Source organism: Bacteroides sp. RTP21281st1_H5_RTP21281_210402 (assembly GCF_040918965.1).
Lineage (GTDB): Bacteria > Bacteroidota > Bacteroidia > Bacteroidales > Bacteroidaceae > Bacteroides > Bacteroides congonensis.
This window is the reverse complement of record NZ_JBCOWR010000009.1, coordinates 104,696-122,709: the sequence shown is the minus strand read 5'-3', so window position 1 is coordinate 122,709 and position 18,014 is coordinate 104,696. Positions and strand designations below refer to the sequence as shown.

The window sequence follows — 18,014 nt, the reverse complement described above, 5'->3', positions numbered from 1 at the left end:
AGGCAGAACGGCACCGCGTCCGGGTTATAATAAGGAGCCTCATCCAATGTCATCCGGCATCTTTGCGTCAGTACCGGTTCTTTCAGGTCGATGTCAAAAGGGAATAGCGGCTGATAACATTTCACTGCCAGCCAATAGGCATGGACATGGAACAGTTCCGCGTCCGTTTCCTTTTCGGGAAGTCCGCCGGCATCCGACAAGGCAAAACGCACCCATATTTTTACACTCCGCCCACTGGAGCCGCAGAAAGCGGCGAAAGTCTGCGGTAAAAGCGCCGCCTGCCGCTTCACAAACTCGATTTCGGACAGACCCGCCAAGTGCTTCACTTCCAGTTGCACGAGTCCGTTATATTGTTTTATCTTCCGTTCGCCGTCCTTCGTACGGGTATATTCCACGGCGGAATAAATATAGGGCAGCTTGTCTATGTGTTCATAGTGCCCGTACGAACCTTCCATCAAAGGTATCAGTTCGCGCAAAGCCGTGATATGTCCCGATTTTGTCTCCGTCTTCATTTTGTCGAACAATGTGCTTGCTTCACAAATGCTGAGAGTCTCTTTTCCACTCCCGCTATCCTGTCTGATTAAAGTAAATTTCATCCTGTTTTTGTCTGTTTTTTCTACAAATACAACATCTTGTTTATTTCCTGTAAAGATACGCTATTAATTTGCAGGAAACAAGCATTTCTTCTGATTAATACCCGCATTTTATTTGCATTACACCTATATTTCATGTATCTTTGCTTAATAGTTACCAAGGGCTCACTAATGTGAACATACAGGCTATCAGTTGTAAACAAAAACGTCCACAGACGTTAACGGCTTTGTTCACATCAGTGAGCCCTTGTAAAGCATTAAGGCTTAACAAAACGAACAGTAAGCATTAACGTACAACTATATAAGAGAATACATAACAAGAACAGTTACTTTAAAACAAAACATGAAGCTATGGCAATATTATTTGACTGGTATGAAGACCCGAAACCTTCGGACAAAGAACAGGGAGAGAAAACACTGCATCCGCGTTTAAAATATAATGGTTCGATAGGGACTGACCTGTTGCGCCAACGTATCCAGGAGCGTTGTTCGCTGACGGCGACGGATGTCACCGCCGTGCTCGACGCCCTTTCCCACATCATGGGACAAGAGTTGGCGGACGGGAAGCAGGTACATCTGGACGGCATCGGCTACTTCCGCCCCTGCCTGACCAGTACGGAACCGGTAACGATAGACACGAAACGAAAGGCGACCAAAGTAAAACTGAAATCTATTCTGTTTCGTGCCGACCAGACATTGAAGAATGAGTTCGGCATACTGAAAGTCAAAAGCCTGAAAGGCGGACTGGACTTCTCGCAACCGACCAACGAAGAAATAGACCGGAGACTGACGAAATACTTCCAGACACATCAGTTCATGCGGAGATATGACTTCCAGAATCTCTGCGGAATGGCAAGAAGCACGGCTATGCGGCATATCCGACGGCTACGTGATGAAGGAAAGCTGAAAAATGAGGGTGGAGTGATGCAACCGATTTATGTGCCGGGAAGCGGTTATTATGGTAATAATGAACCGATTACGGGATAAACAGGAACTTAGCACCCTGAGGGTAAAAGTTACCCTCAGGGTGTTTTATCATTCTGCCCTCATAGCTGTAACAACGATGAATAAAGAGTTTCAAGCAAACTATGAGGGTATGAGGGCAAAATCATGAAAAATAATATTCCGTGGTGTCCGATTGGCATACCTTTCCGATTTAAATAATAAACTTATATAACTTAAAGAAATCGGAGTATGAAAAAAGTATTCATCCAACTATTATTCGCTATCCTGCCACTTTGGATAGCAGCACAAGAAAAAGGTGTCGAAAACAATTATTCACAGAAGAAAGACACCGTTTATGATGAAGGTAAAGGTGTCCTGTTCCTTGATATCTCTTATGAACAAGCCCTGAAAAAAGCAAAAGCGGAGAATAAGCGTATATTTGTAGACTGTTACGCTTCATGGTGCGCTCCCTGCAAAAAAATGCTGGACACCACTTTCAAAGACACCCGGATCGGTAACTTCATGAATTACCAGTTCGTCACCATCAAGGTCAACATGGAAAAAGCAGGCGACGGCAAAATGCTCAAAAACAAATTCGGAGTCAAAGTCTACCCCACTTATCTGCTGATAAATCCGGACGGCACCCTTTATAATAAATTTGTAGGCGGAGCCTATGTCACAGCCTTTGCCAACAAGCTAAAAAATGCATTACTGGGTGAGGAAGACGAATACACCAAAAAAGAACGCATGCAGAAAGGGAACTGACATTTTTCTTTTTCCGACAGGTTCCTTCTTTCGGTTTTTCACTAAAATCTTTTGAAATAAAGACAAAAATACTATTTTTGCACGCAACTCTCAACTAAATTAATAAAGGAATCAAAACGTTCGGAGTATTGGAAAAGGAGACTGAGTTTGAACTGTTTTTTAAGGGAAACTATTCCCGCTTCTATTATTTTGCCTTTCAAATGATAGGTGACAAGGAAGTGTGTCGGGATATTGTAGGCGATGCCTTTGAACAGGCATGGGCATTTTCCCATCAGAAAGAACAGTTCAACCTTACCAGTTATATGTATTCGCTGGTACGCAACAAGTGCGTTGACCATCTCCGCCACGAGACGGCAAAAGCCCGGTATGCAGATTTCTATATGTACATGTATAACGAAAGTGGCGAGGACGACACATACGAGGAAATGGAACAACAAATCTCGGAAATGTACGGCATGTTGGACAAGTTCACCCCTAAAACCCGTACCATCCTAGAAATGTGCTACTTCCAAAAGAAAACATATAGTGAGACAGCCGATGAACTCGGTATCAGCGTCAGCGCCGTGCGGAAACATATCGTTAACGCTTTGAAAGCATTCAGAGCGGTAATTGCAAAAAAAGACAAATAAGTGGTGTACAAAACCTAACCGGATACGATATATAACAAACAGACTGTTACAATCAATGGATAAAAAAGAAGATATAAAGGAAGAAGAACTGGAACGAATCGTCAAATTGATGGAAGATGGTAAACAGCTGTCCGACGAGGAACTTGCATCAGTCATGCAGGATGAAGAGGTTATGCGTACTTGCCGGGAACTGCAAAACTGCAAGAATGCCGTAATACGCCAATGCGACAATGACGCTCCCGATGTGGAAAAGGAATGGCAGGCATTCCGCCAAAAAGAGCGCAGTATTCCGTTCTCCACTACGCAGCCCCGTTCTCTCGCGAATCCGGCGGCCCCCCTCCAATCCTCCAACGGAAATAAATCACACCGTTTCTTATGGGGGACGTTGACGGGAATAGCCGCATCTTTCCTCATCGTTTTCCTGTACTCATGGCTGATAGGAACGCCGTCGTCAAAAAGCGGAATCGTTGCCTTCCAAGCCATTGACAGTGTGCAGCAGGTGACGTTGCAGACAAGCGCAGGCGACCGGTTCGCCCTTGCACGGGACACACGTGAAGAGGCTTTGGAAGCAGTAGGTACCTTATTCAACAATAAAGACACACTGGAACTTGCCTATACTGCCAGAAACAATCCGGATGTGTCCGAAGAAAATATCGAGACACACCGTCTTTCCACTCCGAGAGGACAGGATTTCAAAATCACCCTCGAAGACGGAACCGTTGTCTGGATGAATGCGGAAAGCAGTCTGGAGTATCCTTCTCAGTTTGGCGGCAAGACCAGGTCGGTCCGCCTGAAAGGGGAAGCTTATTTCAAAGTGGCGAAAAATGCGGAATGTCCTTTTGTCATCTGTACCGACCGCATGCAGATACAGGTATTGGGTACGGAACTGAATGTACGCAATTACGTTTCCCGCGACTCTCACGTCACCTTGATTAACGGACGGGTGCAAGTCAGTGACAGTGAAAACAAGGAAAATTCAGTCTTTCTGAATCCCGGCGAGGATGCCCAATGGTGTGAGAACGAAGCTTTCGTGGTCAAGAACGTAGATACGGACGCTTATGTCTACTGGAAAGACGGATATTTCTACTTCGATAATATGCCGCTGATGGACGTAACTCAGGAACTCGGACGCTGGTATAATATAAACGTCATATTTGAAAACAAAGCATTGATGGATATGCATATCCGGTATTTCTGCGTACGTAGCGAGACACTGGAACGGGCGATAAGCCTGCTGAACCGCATGAAAAAGATTCACGCCACATTAAGCGGCAACACTCTATATATCCGATAAATCTTGCACTGATTCATACCTTCCAAATTCATTCATGGAATAATACTTTCTTCCGACACCTGTCAGAAAAAACTAGTATCGGAAGAAAGCATACGTACATTCTGTTAATATTCTATTCTTTTTGCTATTATTTACATATCCTCCCTTTCACAAGCGATTTCAGAATGAGCAGAGCTTCTTCTCCAATCATAAACTAATGCTACCTTTTCCAATAAATCACTCTTTTTTTGAAAAAAAATCATTTTTAGGGGTGTCTTATTGCTAGTGGATTCCGATTTAACAGTAAAGGTCTAATTATATAATGTTAATAGTTTATGAGAAAGTTTTCAGTTATTTTCATTTTAGCCTTCCTGCTTATCCAATTCTGCCCGGTCACAATGACCGCCCAGAAAGGGAAAGACAAGGAAATCGTGCTTGAAGTGAAAAACGAGCGGCTTCCCCAAGTATTCAAACGCTTGGAAAAAGTGACAGACTACAAAATCATGTTCATCACGGAAGATGTGAACAAGTATGGCGTAAACGGAACAATCCGTGCTAAGGACATTCACGATGCCATGAAGCAAATCATTGGTAACAAGCCATTGGAGTACACCATTGACAAACAATTTATCACGGTGACATCCAAAGAAACCAACCGCACGGCAGAACCCAGACAAGAAACCATCAAGGTACAAGGAAAGGTGGTGGACGAGAACGGAGTTCCCGTGCCGGGAGTCAACATCAAAATCCACGGAACCAAACAAGGAACGATGACCGACCTCGACGGACGGTACACCGTAAAGGTGAAACCGGATGATGTACTGGACTTCTCGTTCATCGGCTACAAGACCGAACAAATCCCCGTGAAAGGAAAGACGACAGTGAACCTGAGCCTGGAACCCTCTTCGAAGAATCTGGATGAAGTGACAGTCGTGGCTTTCGGCTCACAGAAAAAGGAAAGCGTGGTGTCTGCCATTACGACCATACGTCCCGGTGAACTGAAAACTTCAAGCAGCGACCTGACCTCCAGCTTTGCCGGAAAAATCCCCGGAATGATTGCCTGGCAGACCGGCGGACTTCCGGGAGCCCTGACTGAAGACGAGATGAACACAAAGTTTTATGTACGTGGTATCACCTCATTCCAGTCCAGCGCCAACTCCGACCCGCTGATATTGATTGATGGAGTGGAATCCTCCAAACTGGAACTGTCCCGCCTGGCAGTAGAGGACATCGAATCTTTCAGTGTCCTGAAAGACGCTTCCGCAACTGCCATGTACGGTGCACGCGGAGCCAACGGAGTGATTCTCGTCACTACCAAGAAAGGAGAAGAAGGAAGTGTCTATACCACCGCACGCTACGAGATGGTTGTCGGCAAACCGACACGGGAGATCGACGTAGTAGACCCTATCACCTACATGAAAATGTATAATCAGGCTATCATGGGACGTTCCAACGCCGGAACTCCCAAATATAGCGTAGAACACATCAACCGTACAGCTTCCGGCAGGTATCCGTCATGGGTGTATCCTGCCAATGACTGGTACGATATCCTGTTCAAAGGGCAGAGCATTAACCATCATGCCGGTGTCACTATCCGCGGCGGTTCCAAAGTAATACAATATTATGCATCCGTCAATTATAACCGTGACCAAGGCATGCTGAAATCCGACAAATTGAATGATTTCGACTGTAACATCACCAACAATCAGGTAAGCTTCCGCACCAATTTGAATATCAACCTGACTTCGGGTATACGGCTCGTTATCAACTCGGCTACCAACATAGATAAATATCACGGTCCGGTGACCGACCAGTCTGCCGCTTATTCATATGCCTTTAACGCTTCTCCGGTAGATTTCGCCCCTATCTATCCTGCCGACGAAAACTACAGCTGGCCACATATCCGTTTCGGTACAACCGCTGCCGGAGCCACCAATCCTTATATGATGAACCAGCAAGGATATAAGGAACGTACCCGATATTCCACTACCAACAAGGCGGAATATATCCATAATCTCAGTTCTCTGGTAAAAGGTCTGGAAGTCCGTCTAAGCGCTTCTTATGTCCAGTCGGGTTACTATGACAATACATTTACAACCAGTCCCTATAAATATTATCTGAAAAATTATGATTTCGAAACCGGCAGACACACCTTGGCGGGAGTAGGAAACGCAACCGCTTCAAAAACGCTGCGAGTAGGCGGAAACAGCAATACCACCGATACACGCGTCACTTATGAAGGACGGGTCTATCACACCGCAGCCTGGGGAGATCACCAGACCTCATTGACCGGAGTATTCCAAGCCTACGAACGTACCTTTACTCCTATTTCATCCGTTCTGAACGGGATGCCGCAACGCAACCTGACTTATTCCGGACGTGGTTCATATGGGTACAAAGACCGATATTTCGGTGAAGTAAGTGTCGGTTACAATGGTTCCGAACGATTTGCAAAAGGCAACCGTATGGGAGTATTCCCGGCTTTGGGAGCCGCATGGGTGGCCTCAAGCGAGAAATGGATGCGTCCGGCTTCCAACTGGCTTTCTTACTTGAAATTCCGCTTCTCCTGGGGTAAAGTCGGTAACGACGGCATCATTTCCACCCCACGCTATGTATATTTGCAGGATATCGGTTCAACCGGAGCCGGCACCACAAAAGACGTAGAAGCCTATAAGACTGCAGGTTCAAGCTCCCGTAGAATTGTAAACTTCTACGGTGATGAGGATATCCAATGGGAAATAGCGGAACAAGCCAATCTGGGTATCGAAGCCAAATTCTTCAAAGGACTGCTTGAAGTGCAGGCAGATATCTATCAGGAAATCCGCCACAATATCCTTTCCAACCGTTATGTCATTCCGGCGAATGTCGGTATTGAAGTGGCTCCGCTGGATAATATCGGCAAAACACGTTCACGCGGAATCGACCTTTCGGCCAAAGTACAGCATCAGTTCAACAATGACTTCTGGATGATTTTAAACGCTACCGCCACTTATAATAAAGTTGTTTACAAGGAGATTGAAGAAGCTACCAACAAACCGGCCTGGCAGCGTATGGCAGGCAAGGAAATCAGTCAGGCAGTGGGATATATAGCCGAAGGAGTATTCCGCGACCAGGCTGAAATCGACAACTCGCCCCGACAGGACGGAGATGTCATGCCGGGAGACATCAAATACCGCGACTTGAACGGTGACGGTGTAATCACCGTGGCGGATGCCACCTACATCGGTTATCCGGAGACTCCGCGGGTCATCTACGGTTTCAGCGGTTTCCTGAACTATAAAGAGTTCGAGTTCAGTTTTGCCTTCCAAGGTTCGGGCAAACGCACTTTCTTCATGAATCCGAAATCCATCTCCCCCTTCTATGGCGACCATGCCATGCTGACAGCCATTTACGAGGATCACTGGTCGGAAGACAACATGAGTTCAAGACCATTTTGGCCACGCCTTTCTCCGCAGAATATTGTCACACACAATCCACAAGAGGACTGGTACAGCGGGGCTGAAGTGCGCAAGAGTACCTATTTCATGCGTGAGTGCAGTTTCTTGCGTTGCACCTCACTCCAGTTGGCCTACAACCTGCCCAGAAAGTTGCTGAACAGATGGAAGATGCAGAATGTAAAGCTCTTTGTCAGTGCAAACAACCCGTTCTGTTTCACGAACTTCAAGATATGGGATGTCGAATTAGGTGAGAACGGTTTTAATTATCCTATTCAAAAGACCTATTCCATGGGCTTAAATATTAGTTTCTAAAAACAACACATGATGATGAAAACAAAGAATATCATATACAGTTTATTGTTCGTCGCGTCCATCTCCTTCACCGGCTGCAAGGGCTATCTGGATGTAGTGCCGGACAACGATATCGAAACGATCGAGACGACTTTCGAGAAACGGGAAGATGCCTACACATGGTTCAAGACCTGCTACTCCATGATAACGATGGACATTTCCGACATCAATGCCTGTCCGGCCTTTTGGGGAACGGACGAAGTGGTGGCTGATGATTATATCCGCCTGACCAACCCCAACAGTATGCCGGGACTGATGATTGCCGACGGTATACAAATGGCACAGTCTCCTTATGGTGATGTATGGAAAAGTACGAAATTTTATGGCGGTATCCGCTATTGCAACCTGTTCCTCAGCCATATAGACGGCGTGTACAATATGCTGCAAGAAGAAAAAGACCTTTGGCGTGCCGAAATACAAGCACTGAAAGCACAATACTATTTTGAACTGATGCGCCGCTACGGTCCCATCATCCTGGTTCCCGAGAATATCAATGCGGCAGCGCCCATTGAAGAAATGCAACAGCCCCGCCGTCCGATTGACGAAGTGGTGAAAGCAATCGTGGAACTTTGTGACGCGGCAATTCCCAAATTACCTTATTATAAGGAGCAAGAACAAAACCACTACGCCTATTTCTCCAAAGAAGGAGCGGCTGCTCTCAAAGCAATGACGTTGCTTTACGCCGCTTCCAAGTTGTTCAACGGCAACACTATGATGGCGGATATGGTAAACAAGAACGGAGAACGCCTCTTCCCCGCATATGACAAAGAAAAATGGAAGAAAGCAGCGGAAGCCGCCGATGAGGCTCTGAAAATCGCAGCTGATGGTGGCAAACAATTAGTTGAGGGAAGCTCAGAATGGCCGACTCCCATGCTGAACACCATCCGTGACATCCAGCAATCATGCCTCAACTACGACTATAACAACAAGGAAGTGCTGCTGTGTGTACGTCATCAACGTTTCTCCGCCCCAGTGTTCTACCATCCCAGATTTACGGAAGAAGAGCTGAATTATTATGATCAATATTGTGTCGGTGGTTTCGGTGCTTCCATGAAGATGGTGGAAATGTACTATACGGAACATGGTCTGCCTCTCTCGGAAGACAAACAATGGGTAGCTTCCCGGTATGCCATGTCCACGGAAAGCGACGAGCGGTATAAAAATATTGTTCCGCTGGGCGAGCCCATCCTGAGCCTGCACCGCCGGCGCGAGCCCCGCTTCTATGCCAATATCATAGCTCATAATACATTCTGGTATAAAAAGAGTGTAAACAGCACCAACGAACCCATGCTGTGCGAATGCCTGCAAGGACAATTGATGGGAACTGCTTCCAAACGTTATGACTCAAGTATCCCTCAATGCCTCACTGGATATTATGTGAAGAAATTCGACAATGCGGATGTAGCCTTAAAAGATTATTACGCAAACAGTTCTTCCGAATCCGGCGACATCCTGTTCCGCCTTCCGGATTTGCTACTGGCATCGGCAGAAGCATGGAACGAATATCTGGACAAACCGGACGAACGTGTATATGACCCGCTGGACAAGGTTCGTACGCGAGCAGGAATTGCCAAAGTACGTGATGCATGGAAAACTTATGCGCGTAATCCACAAAAGGTAGAGACACAAGCAGGCATGCGTGAAATAATCCGGCAGGAATGGAATATCGAATTTGCTTTCGAAGGACGCAGATTCTATAATCTCCGCCGTTGGATGACCGCACACGAGGAACTGAATGCACCGCTTTACGGATGGAACATTATTGGAGATACGGAAGAACGTTTCTACAACAATAATAAGGAACCGGTCATCGTATGGAAAAAACGGGGATTTACAGCTCCACGCGACTATTTCTTCCCTATCGGCAGTGAAGAAGTAATGATTTCGGGGTGTGTCCAGAATCCCAACTGGTAATCGTTGAATTGATTTAAAGACAAGACAAGTATGAAAAGATTAATTTATTTAATAATAGCAATTTGTACCTTTGTTTCCTGCAATGACGAATCAGAGGGATTTACTGTAGATTTGCCGGCAGGCGCTTTCCAGTTTACTCCGGCAATGGGCGGCGCAATGCTGCGCTACAAACTGCCCGACGATCCGGACGTGATAGCCATAAATGTGCGTTACAAGGATGTGTACGGTAATAATATATTAAAGACAGGCAGCAATTCGACAGACTTGCTGGCAATCACGGGATTCAACGAGGAAGCAAGTGACGTTCCGGCACATGTGTCATTCCTGAAACGAAATAATGAAGAATCACAACCGATCGACGTAACTTTCAGCACCTTAGACTCTGCACCGATCTGCTTTATCAACGGCGCGGAAGTGAAATCCGGCTGGAACGGATGCACGCTCGAATACAACAACCCGGAAGGCACTACAGGAATGGCGCATGTATTCTATCTCGGCATCAATCCGTTAGATAACCGACAAGATACGATATTACTCGAATCATTCCCGTTGAATGCAGGACAGGATATCAGACATTATACGCCGCAACAGAAAAGTGCATACAACACCATCATTGTACGCGCTGAAGATTACCGCGGATATATTGTGAAAGAAAAGGTTTGGGAGAACATTCAAGCTTTCAATGTGGAAAAACTTGAGCCGTCCAACTTTGAGATTGTCTATAATAATTCATTGGAAGTGCCGGAAGAGAAAATCGGGCTTCAATATCTGACAGATGGGGATAATAAGGGAACTGCCTGGTTCCAAACTCAAAATGCACATCATTATTATACATTCCTTTCAAAAGAAAACGGAGTAGGCGAAAATTCTGAGCCTATGTATATTGATTTGAAAAAGATGCGTCCGATATCAGAAGTTAGATTTTATGCTTATCGTCACGTCGGCACATATTCCTTTAGCGCCAAGTCTTTTATAGACTGGGGCGGCAGTAGTACTTCAGCATCTTATCAAGGACCGCAATATTTCAAACGATACCTGATGAATAAACTGCCATGTTCCATAACCATATACGGTTGCAGACAAGATGCTTCCGGTTCTGACTGGAATAATTTGAAATGGGAGATTTTAAGTTCATTCGAAGACGATCCGGATATAGACGATGATGCACGCTGGACTTATCACGCAGCAACTTGTGGAGGAGTCAAAAAAGCTCACTGTTTCGGTACACTAAGCTTGATGGAAGGTGCCAGCACGATTTATAAATCAATGAGCATCAATATCGACTTACAAAAAGAGGGATTCCGTTATTTGAAGATAAAATTTAATGGAGCTTATAACATGTATCCGTCAGCGTACGAGCGTGATGATACGACAAACAAACTGACGAAATACCTGACATTGCATGAACTTGAAATATATTCTGATAAAGATTAAAAGGAGGAGTATAAACATGAAAAAATACATAGGATTATTAGTAGTTATCTTAGCAATGGTATCTTGCGAGTCTTTGGAAGATACCTATAAGGACTATGCAGGTGACGGCCCTATCCGTTATCTCGGTAAATGTACAGACTTGGTTGTTCGCCCCGGTTGGAACAGGCTGATTGTCAGCTGGACAAACAGTGCCGATCCGGTAATTGATAAAATTAAAATCACCTGGTCGAAGGATGGAGTAGTAAAGGAGCAATTATTGGACCGGGAAATAAACAGTTTCAATATTCCGGATTTAGAGGACGGCAATTACGAAATAACAGTATGTTCAATTGACAAGGAAGGAAATACATCTTTAAAAAGCCCGATTTACGGTCGCCCGTACACAGCAAACCATGAGATGGTACAATCGTTTACTCAAATTGTCTCCAATCATTATTTCTTGAAGAATCGCCTGGTTCTCCTCTTTCAAGGATGGGAAGAGAATGTTACAGAAGCCTGCCTGACATATACCCGGCCAGATGGCAGTACCGGACGAATCGAACTGGATGAACAACTGGTCAATAAACTTTATTACTTGTTGCCCGATGCAATAGACACATCCAAACCGGTAGAACTTTACCGCTCCGGCCGTATTCCCGGCTGTGATGATGAAATTGTATTTGCCCCCACGGAACTTGATAACGTCAGATTATTCAATGCAGACTTCAAGCAGGAAATGAAACGCCAGTTCGGTTTTGACGAAGATATTCCGGATAATTGGGCTTCCACTGTCGAAGAAATCAGTTTTGACTGGACTATCGGCAGTTTCTCGGACTTATTGAATCTGCCCAATCTAAAGAAACTTGTATTAGGGAAACATCGTTATATCCGTGATGAGTTGGTGAACGATTCCGAAACTGCTCAAAGCAAGGTATATGATGCCGCATTAAGTGATTTTGTTTTAAAGACACTGCACGAATTGAATCCGGATTTCGTAGTAGAACGTTATAACAAACATTATTCTAATCTGACTCAGGCTGAATATCTCGAGGAAAAAGGAACAACCTCTATTCCCGATTATTCATTCCTTGACCTTTCAAACCTGAAGTTCACTTCTTCTCCAGCTGACGCCGAGAACTACAAATCATCTTTGGAATATCTGACAGACAATAATATTGGAACGATCTGGGAACCTGCCGGAACAAAAGAATTGACGACTTATTCACTGACATTGGACTTAAAGACTGAAAGAAACCTGCAAGGCCTGAAACTTGTACAAACCTATTTCGAGAATGAGAACAAACGTTCCTGGTGTCCCGGCATAGTCAAAATATTCGTATCCAAAGATTCTGAAAATTGGGAAAACGCCACTTATCTGGAAGAACTGGAAGTCGGACATAGCACCGGAGAAGTGAATATCATTCCATTTGTAGAGGGCGGCAAACAAGCCCAATACGTAAAGGTAGTGGTTTCTACACCACATTCTGAATCTATTTATAATATAAGTTTAGCTGAGATAGGGCTATATTAATTATTTCTTACCAGGCAAAACCTATATCGAACCGACACTTAAACAAACAAGGCAACATTCGCTTTTCTGAATGTTGCCTTGTCTGTTTAAAGCTTCCTTATAACCCGGCAAGGATTTCCTACTGCCAGACTATTCGACGGAATATCTTTAGTTACTACACTTCCGGCACCAATAGTCACATTATCACCAATGGTAACTCCCGGCAAGACAACGGAACTACCGCCAATCCATACGTTATTTCCTATTGTAACGGGAGCAGTGAGTGATTTCCAAAACTGGCTGTCTGGAGATAGTCGTTCCGTCGGATTCACGGGATGAGTGACTGCGTAGATGTGTACGCCGGGACCTATACCGCAATTGTCTCCAATCGTAATGCGATTGCAATCCAAAAAGACACAGTTCATATTTATCTCAACATGGCTGCCTATATGTATATTCTCTCCATAATCGACAAAGAAAGGTGCCGCAATCCATACATTATCCCCACGCGAGCCTACTAATTCATCCAAAATAGCAGATAATTCTTCACTATTCCGACTATCCGTATTATTATACCGGAGCTGAAGTTCCTTTGCATAATGCCAACGTTGGAGTAATTCCGAATCGCCGCAATCATATATTTCTCCGGCAAGCATTTTTTCTTTTTCTGTCATAAGTTTCATCTTTTATATGTATATTTCCAGAATATAACCTTCATTCCGCCATGCATTTTATTGAAGCAGCAGATAATACGGAACAAACATACACAAAAATCTTCAAATCTTATGTATGTTTGTCTTTTGAAATCAGCATTGATAGCAAAGCCGGATAAGACATCTGTATTTTCAGAAATGTATGTCCCAAATTCCACAAGACTTTTCAAGCTCTACCAATGAAGTAACATATCCTTTCATTGTTTCAAGATACTCCTGTTGCACTTCATTATAGGTACGCTGCGCCACCAATACATCCAGAATATTAGTTTCGCCACGTTTGTATTTATATACCATTCCATCCAGTACCTTTTGAGAATCTTCAAGCATTCCCGATTTAAATTGAGCCACTTTCTTTTTCTCCGCTTCATAGCCGAACCATGCCTGGGTAATCTCTGCCTGTATTTGTAATTCCATATCTTTTTCGATTATTTCAGACTGGGTTATACGGAATTTTGCTGCTTTGATAGCCCCCTTATTCATATTTGAAAAGGTGAGAGGAACAGATACTCCCGCAGTGGCAGAACGGGCCGGGGGAAGAAAACCGTTCCAGTCCCTTTCATAAGAGACGGACAGACCGATATTCGGACGACGTTCCGTCTTCGTCAATCTATATTCCCGGGTAGTGACTTCTGTACTTTTCTGAACAGCAAGTAAGTCTATGCGATTATTCAAACCGGCTTTAACCAATTCCGGCAAATCAAACTCGCGGCTTAATTCATCCCAATTACCAAACGGAATATGGAGAGTATCCGCAGCAACTCCCATATGCCTGTTCAACATAACTAATGCAGATTGATACGCCGCTTCCTGTCCATAAACCGTATTGAGCAAAGTGACAGCTTCCAGTTTCGACTGGCGTGCATCATTCTCCGTGATCTCTCCGGCCACATAACGCAAGCTGTCCGACTGGCTCAATTTCAACATATATTCGTAGGAGCTTTGCTGTACTTTGAGCAACTCCCTTTGTAGAATCGCTTCCAGGAAAAGATTGGCAGCCTCTGCCCTCAGATTCTGGAATCCCTGTTCTAAAGTCAATTTTTCAAGCTCGGCCTGACTTCGTGCTAACTGGATACGTGCTCCCCGTTTATTTCCCAACTCCAAGGAATAAGAAAGTCCCAATGAGAAAGTTTCATTACCGGCTTCAAATCCCAGTTCCGGGTCGGGGAATATTTTCTGAGCAATTATCTCCGCGTCGGCTATACTCACATTCAACTTTTCCGCCAGATAGTTGAGATTATTCTTCCCTACCCTGCTCAGATATTCTTCGAAAGAGATATCCTGATGGGGAGCATTAACAGGAAGTTGCGCAAAAGCAGAGATACACATTGCTTCCACAATCAACAGGAGAAATATAATATTAGAGCGTATATTCTTTTTCATCATCCTTCTTTTTATTTAAAACATTCTTCTCAATCAGATAATAGAAAACCGGAAGCACAAACATGGAAATGAGCGTTGAGAACATTAATCCATATACGATAACCGTCGCTAAAGGACGTTGCACGTCGCTACCGATTCCGGTTGCCAAAGATGCAGGGAAGAGCCCGAGCACTGTGGTGACAGAAGTCATCAGAATGGGACGGAAACGCTGGCGTGCCCCTTCAATAACAGATTTCTTCAGTTCCATTCCACCTTTGCGCAAACTATTTATTTGTGATACCATAATAATCCCGTTTTGTATGGAAAGCCCGAACATGGCGATGAATCCAACAGCAGAAGATACATTCAATGTCATCCCGCGTACATTGAGGGCAAGCATACCTCCGAAAAGAGCTAATGGCACGATGGATAGTACCAGCCCTGCCTGACGAAATTTTCCGAATGTAGCATAGAGCAAGATAAACATACACATCAACGTCAAGGGAAGAATGACGGACAGGCGGGTATAAGCCCTGTTCTGATTCTCAAAAGCTCCTCCCCATTTCACGGTGTATTTGCTTTCATCATAGTTCACCCTTTCATGGATAGCATTCTGCGCTTCTTTCAGGAAAGATGCCAGGTCGCGTCCACGCAAATTCAGTTTCACTGTCAGATGCCGCCTGTTCATCTCACGGGTAATCGTACTTTCGCCGACACTCAGGTTCACGTCGGCAACCTGCGAAAGAGGGATTTTAGCACCTGAAGAAGAAGTCAGCATCAGTCCGGCTATCTTTTCAGGCGTATCCCGTGCCTCTTCTTTATACTTACAGGTAATATCATACTGCCTATCTCCTTGATAAAGCTGCGCGATAGCCTTCCCGCCGATTGCCACTTCTATCAAATCAGCGACATCCGACACATTCAGGCCATACCGGGCAATCGCATCCCGGTTCATGATAATTTGTAGTTGAGGCAATGGCGGTTCCTGGTCAATATCCAAATCGACAGCCCCTTTCACCGTTCCCAATACCCGGGTTATCTCTTCTGCGATGCGGCGTGTTTCCCGGAAATCTTCTCCATACACTTTCACGACCAACTCACTATGCGCACCGGCAATCTTATCCATCACGCCGTCTATCATCGGTTGGCTGAATCCTACTCTAAAACCGGGCAGTGTCTTGTATTCTTCTTCCAGTTCATTAATCAAATCCTTCTTGGTCTTTCCTTTCGACCATTCATCATACGGCTTTATACCGATAGAAACTTCAAAATGCGAAGGGGTGAACGGATCGGTACCATCATCATTTCTCCCTGCCTGCACCATGATATAAGTTACTTCGGGATATTTCATCGTGCGGGCACGAAGGGTATCGGACATCTCTCTCGATTTCTCCACGGAAATGCCGGGCGGAAGATTCACCTGCAACCAAATAGAACCTTCATCCAGTTCCGGCAGAAAATCTTTTCCTACAACGCCACTCAATACGATGCCTGTTATCAGAACCAGGCTTGAAGGTACAGTTGCCTTCATGGGGTTCTCTACCAATTTCGCTATCGCGACGGTATATTTCTCTTTCAACTTTTCCAACCATTTATTCTTATAAATCTTACGTGGCTTGCGATAAATAGCATAAGCAAGTCCCGGAATCAACAAAAGAGCAACCATCAGAGCGCCAATCATCGCATAACTCATCGTAAACGCCATCGGAGTGAAAAGTTTGCGTTCGACACGTTCAAAAGCGAATAAGGGCAAATAGGCTGTTATGATAACGATGGTTGAAAAAAGAATAGGACGGCCTACTTCTTTGGCACGCTGCGCAATGCTTTTTTCTTCGATGTACTGTCCGGGATTATCTTCCCGTTTCTTGAGAATAGTTTCCAGCATAACGATAGCTCCATCTACAATTATTCCAAAGTCAATGGCTCCGAGCGACAAAAGATTGGCAGGAATATCCGTGAGATGCATAAGGATAAAGGCGATAAGCAAGGATACGGGAATCGTGACAGAAACCAGCAGCGCCCCGCGCCAGTTACCCAAAAACAGGATAAGTACAATAATCACCAAAGCCATTCCCATCAGGAGAGTATGGGATACTGTATCCAACGTTGTATCTACCAGGCTCGTACGGTCGAGAAAAGTATGTATCCGCACCCCTTCAGGCAGGGTTTCATTATTCAATTCGTCCACTGCCGCATGAATGCCATCCAGCACTTTGGACGGATTTTCATGTTTCAGAAGAAGCACAATCCCTTCCAGGCTTTCGGAATAATTGCGGATACGGTCTGTATATCCCAATACTCCTTTCCGTTCCAGATTACCGTACTTCAAAGAACCTATATCATTCAAAAAAACAGGGACACCGGACGTCGTACTCACTACGATATGTCCCAAATCCTCCAAATTCTCAATCAATCCGATGCCTCGTACCACATACCCCAAGTCTCCCCTGCTCAAGACACTACCGCCTACATTGGCATTGTTATTTTCGATAGCTTCGATCACCTGGCTAAGCGACAGGTTATATTGTTCCAGTTTATAGGGATTGATTTCCACCTGGAACTGCGTAGTGATGCCACCGAAGTTTGTTACGTCCGCCACTCCAGACACTTCTTTGATACGGGGAATAATCACCCAGTTCTGAAAATCTGTCAGTTCACGAAGCGAATGACGGTCACTTTCTATAATATAGCGGTAGACCTCTCCTACAGGTGAGGTTAACGGGTCAAGTCCCGGAACCGCTCCATAAGGTAATTCTACTTCATTCAGTCTTTCCTGTACCCGCTGGCGGCTCCAGTAATCTTCCGTTCCGTCCTTGAACACAATCGTAATCATAGATAGTCCGAATGTGCTTTTACTACGCATGACGTGCATACCCGGCAGACCGTTGATAGCGCGTTCCAAAGGAATGGTAATCTGTTGTTCCACTTCTTCGGCGGCCAGTCCCGGCACTTGGGTAACAACCTGCGACGTGACATCTGCAATATCAGGATAGGCTTCTATGGAAAGCTGTGTCCATGAATAGTATCCGAAAACACTCATCATCACGAACAAGCAAAGCATCACCCATCTTTTCTGTATAACTGAAAGCATTAAATCCTTCTTCATAAT

Annotated in this window: 12 protein-coding genes; 8 read left to right on the top strand and 4 right to left on the bottom strand. The window is 44.9% G+C overall.

Going from position 1 to position 18,014, the window contains the following annotated elements; translation table 11 throughout:
* On the bottom strand, positions 1 to 596 hold a 596-nt coding region (locus AB5443_RS14500; RefSeq protein WP_368119613.1), incomplete at its 3' end, for a BT4734/BF3469 family protein.
* Positions 597 to 944: 348 nt separating this feature from the next.
* Here AB5443_RS14500 and AB5443_RS14495 point away from each other — a divergent pair.
* The 8 genes from AB5443_RS14495 to AB5443_RS14460 all read left to right on the top strand — a co-directional run bounded on the left by AB5443_RS14495 (position 945) and on the right by AB5443_RS14460 (position 12,851).
* The gene (locus AB5443_RS14495; RefSeq protein WP_277134735.1) at positions 945 to 1,580 is read left to right on the top strand and encodes an HU family DNA-binding protein; all 636 of its coding nucleotides are present in this window, start codon (positions 945 to 947) and stop codon (positions 1,578 to 1,580) included.
* A gap of 207 nt (positions 1,581 to 1,787) precedes the next feature.
* Entirely contained in the window at positions 1,788 to 2,303 is a 516-nt protein-coding gene (locus tag AB5443_RS14490; RefSeq protein ID WP_052662234.1) for a DUF255 domain-containing protein, read from the top strand.
* A 128-nt stretch (positions 2,304 to 2,431) separates the two neighbouring features.
* The gene (locus AB5443_RS14485) at positions 2,432 to 2,932 is read left to right on the top strand and encodes a sigma-70 family RNA polymerase sigma factor (protein ID WP_044655180.1); all 501 of its coding nucleotides are present in this window, start codon (positions 2,432 to 2,434) and stop codon (positions 2,930 to 2,932) included.
* A 55-nt stretch (positions 2,933 to 2,987) separates the two neighbouring features.
* A complete protein-coding gene (locus tag AB5443_RS14480) occupies positions 2,988 to 4,226 on the top strand; it encodes a FecR family protein (protein WP_052662233.1) in 1,239 nt (412 codons plus the stop codon).
* A 314-nt stretch (positions 4,227 to 4,540) separates the two neighbouring features.
* Positions 4,541 to 7,954: a SusC/RagA family TonB-linked outer membrane protein gene (locus AB5443_RS14475; protein ID WP_073344008.1), complete on the top strand. Its 3,414-nt coding sequence runs from the start codon at positions 4,541 to 4,543 to the stop codon at positions 7,952 to 7,954.
* Positions 7,955 to 7,966: 12 nt separating this feature from the next.
* Complete coding sequence (locus AB5443_RS14470; protein WP_288359721.1) at positions 7,967 to 9,907, top strand: RagB/SusD family nutrient uptake outer membrane protein; 1,941 nt, start codon at positions 7,967 to 7,969, stop codon at positions 9,905 to 9,907.
* 30 nt (positions 9,908 to 9,937) lie between these two features.
* Positions 9,938 to 11,341 carry a DUF4959 domain-containing protein gene (locus AB5443_RS14465; RefSeq protein ID WP_073344005.1) on the top strand — a complete coding sequence of 468 codons (1,404 nt, stop codon included), beginning with the start codon at positions 9,938 to 9,940 and terminating at the stop codon, positions 11,339 to 11,341.
* A gap of 16 nt (positions 11,342 to 11,357) precedes the next feature.
* Complete coding sequence (locus tag AB5443_RS14460; protein WP_277134734.1) at positions 11,358 to 12,851, top strand: DUF4998 domain-containing protein; 1,494 nt, start codon at positions 11,358 to 11,360, stop codon at positions 12,849 to 12,851.
* A gap of 86 nt (positions 12,852 to 12,937) precedes the next feature.
* Here the strand turns inward: AB5443_RS14460 and AB5443_RS14455 are convergent, their stop codons facing one another.
* The 3 genes from AB5443_RS14455 to AB5443_RS14445 form a co-directional block, all read right to left on the bottom strand.
* Complete coding sequence (locus AB5443_RS14455) at positions 12,938 to 13,513, bottom strand: sugar O-acetyltransferase (protein ID WP_277134733.1); 576 nt, start codon at positions 13,511 to 13,513, stop codon at positions 12,938 to 12,940.
* Positions 13,514 to 13,675: 162 nt separating this feature from the next.
* Entirely contained in the window at positions 13,676 to 14,926 is a 1,251-nt protein-coding gene (locus tag AB5443_RS14450) for a TolC family protein (protein ID WP_368113359.1), read from the bottom strand.
* Positions 14,904 to 18,011, bottom strand: coding sequence for an efflux RND transporter permease subunit (locus AB5443_RS14445; RefSeq protein WP_368113360.1), 3,108 nt, complete (start codon positions 18,009 to 18,011; stop codon positions 14,904 to 14,906). Before AB5443_RS14445 ends, AB5443_RS14450 begins: the two co-directional genes overlap by 23 nt.
* Between the last annotated feature and the right edge of the window lie 3 nt (positions 18,012 to 18,014).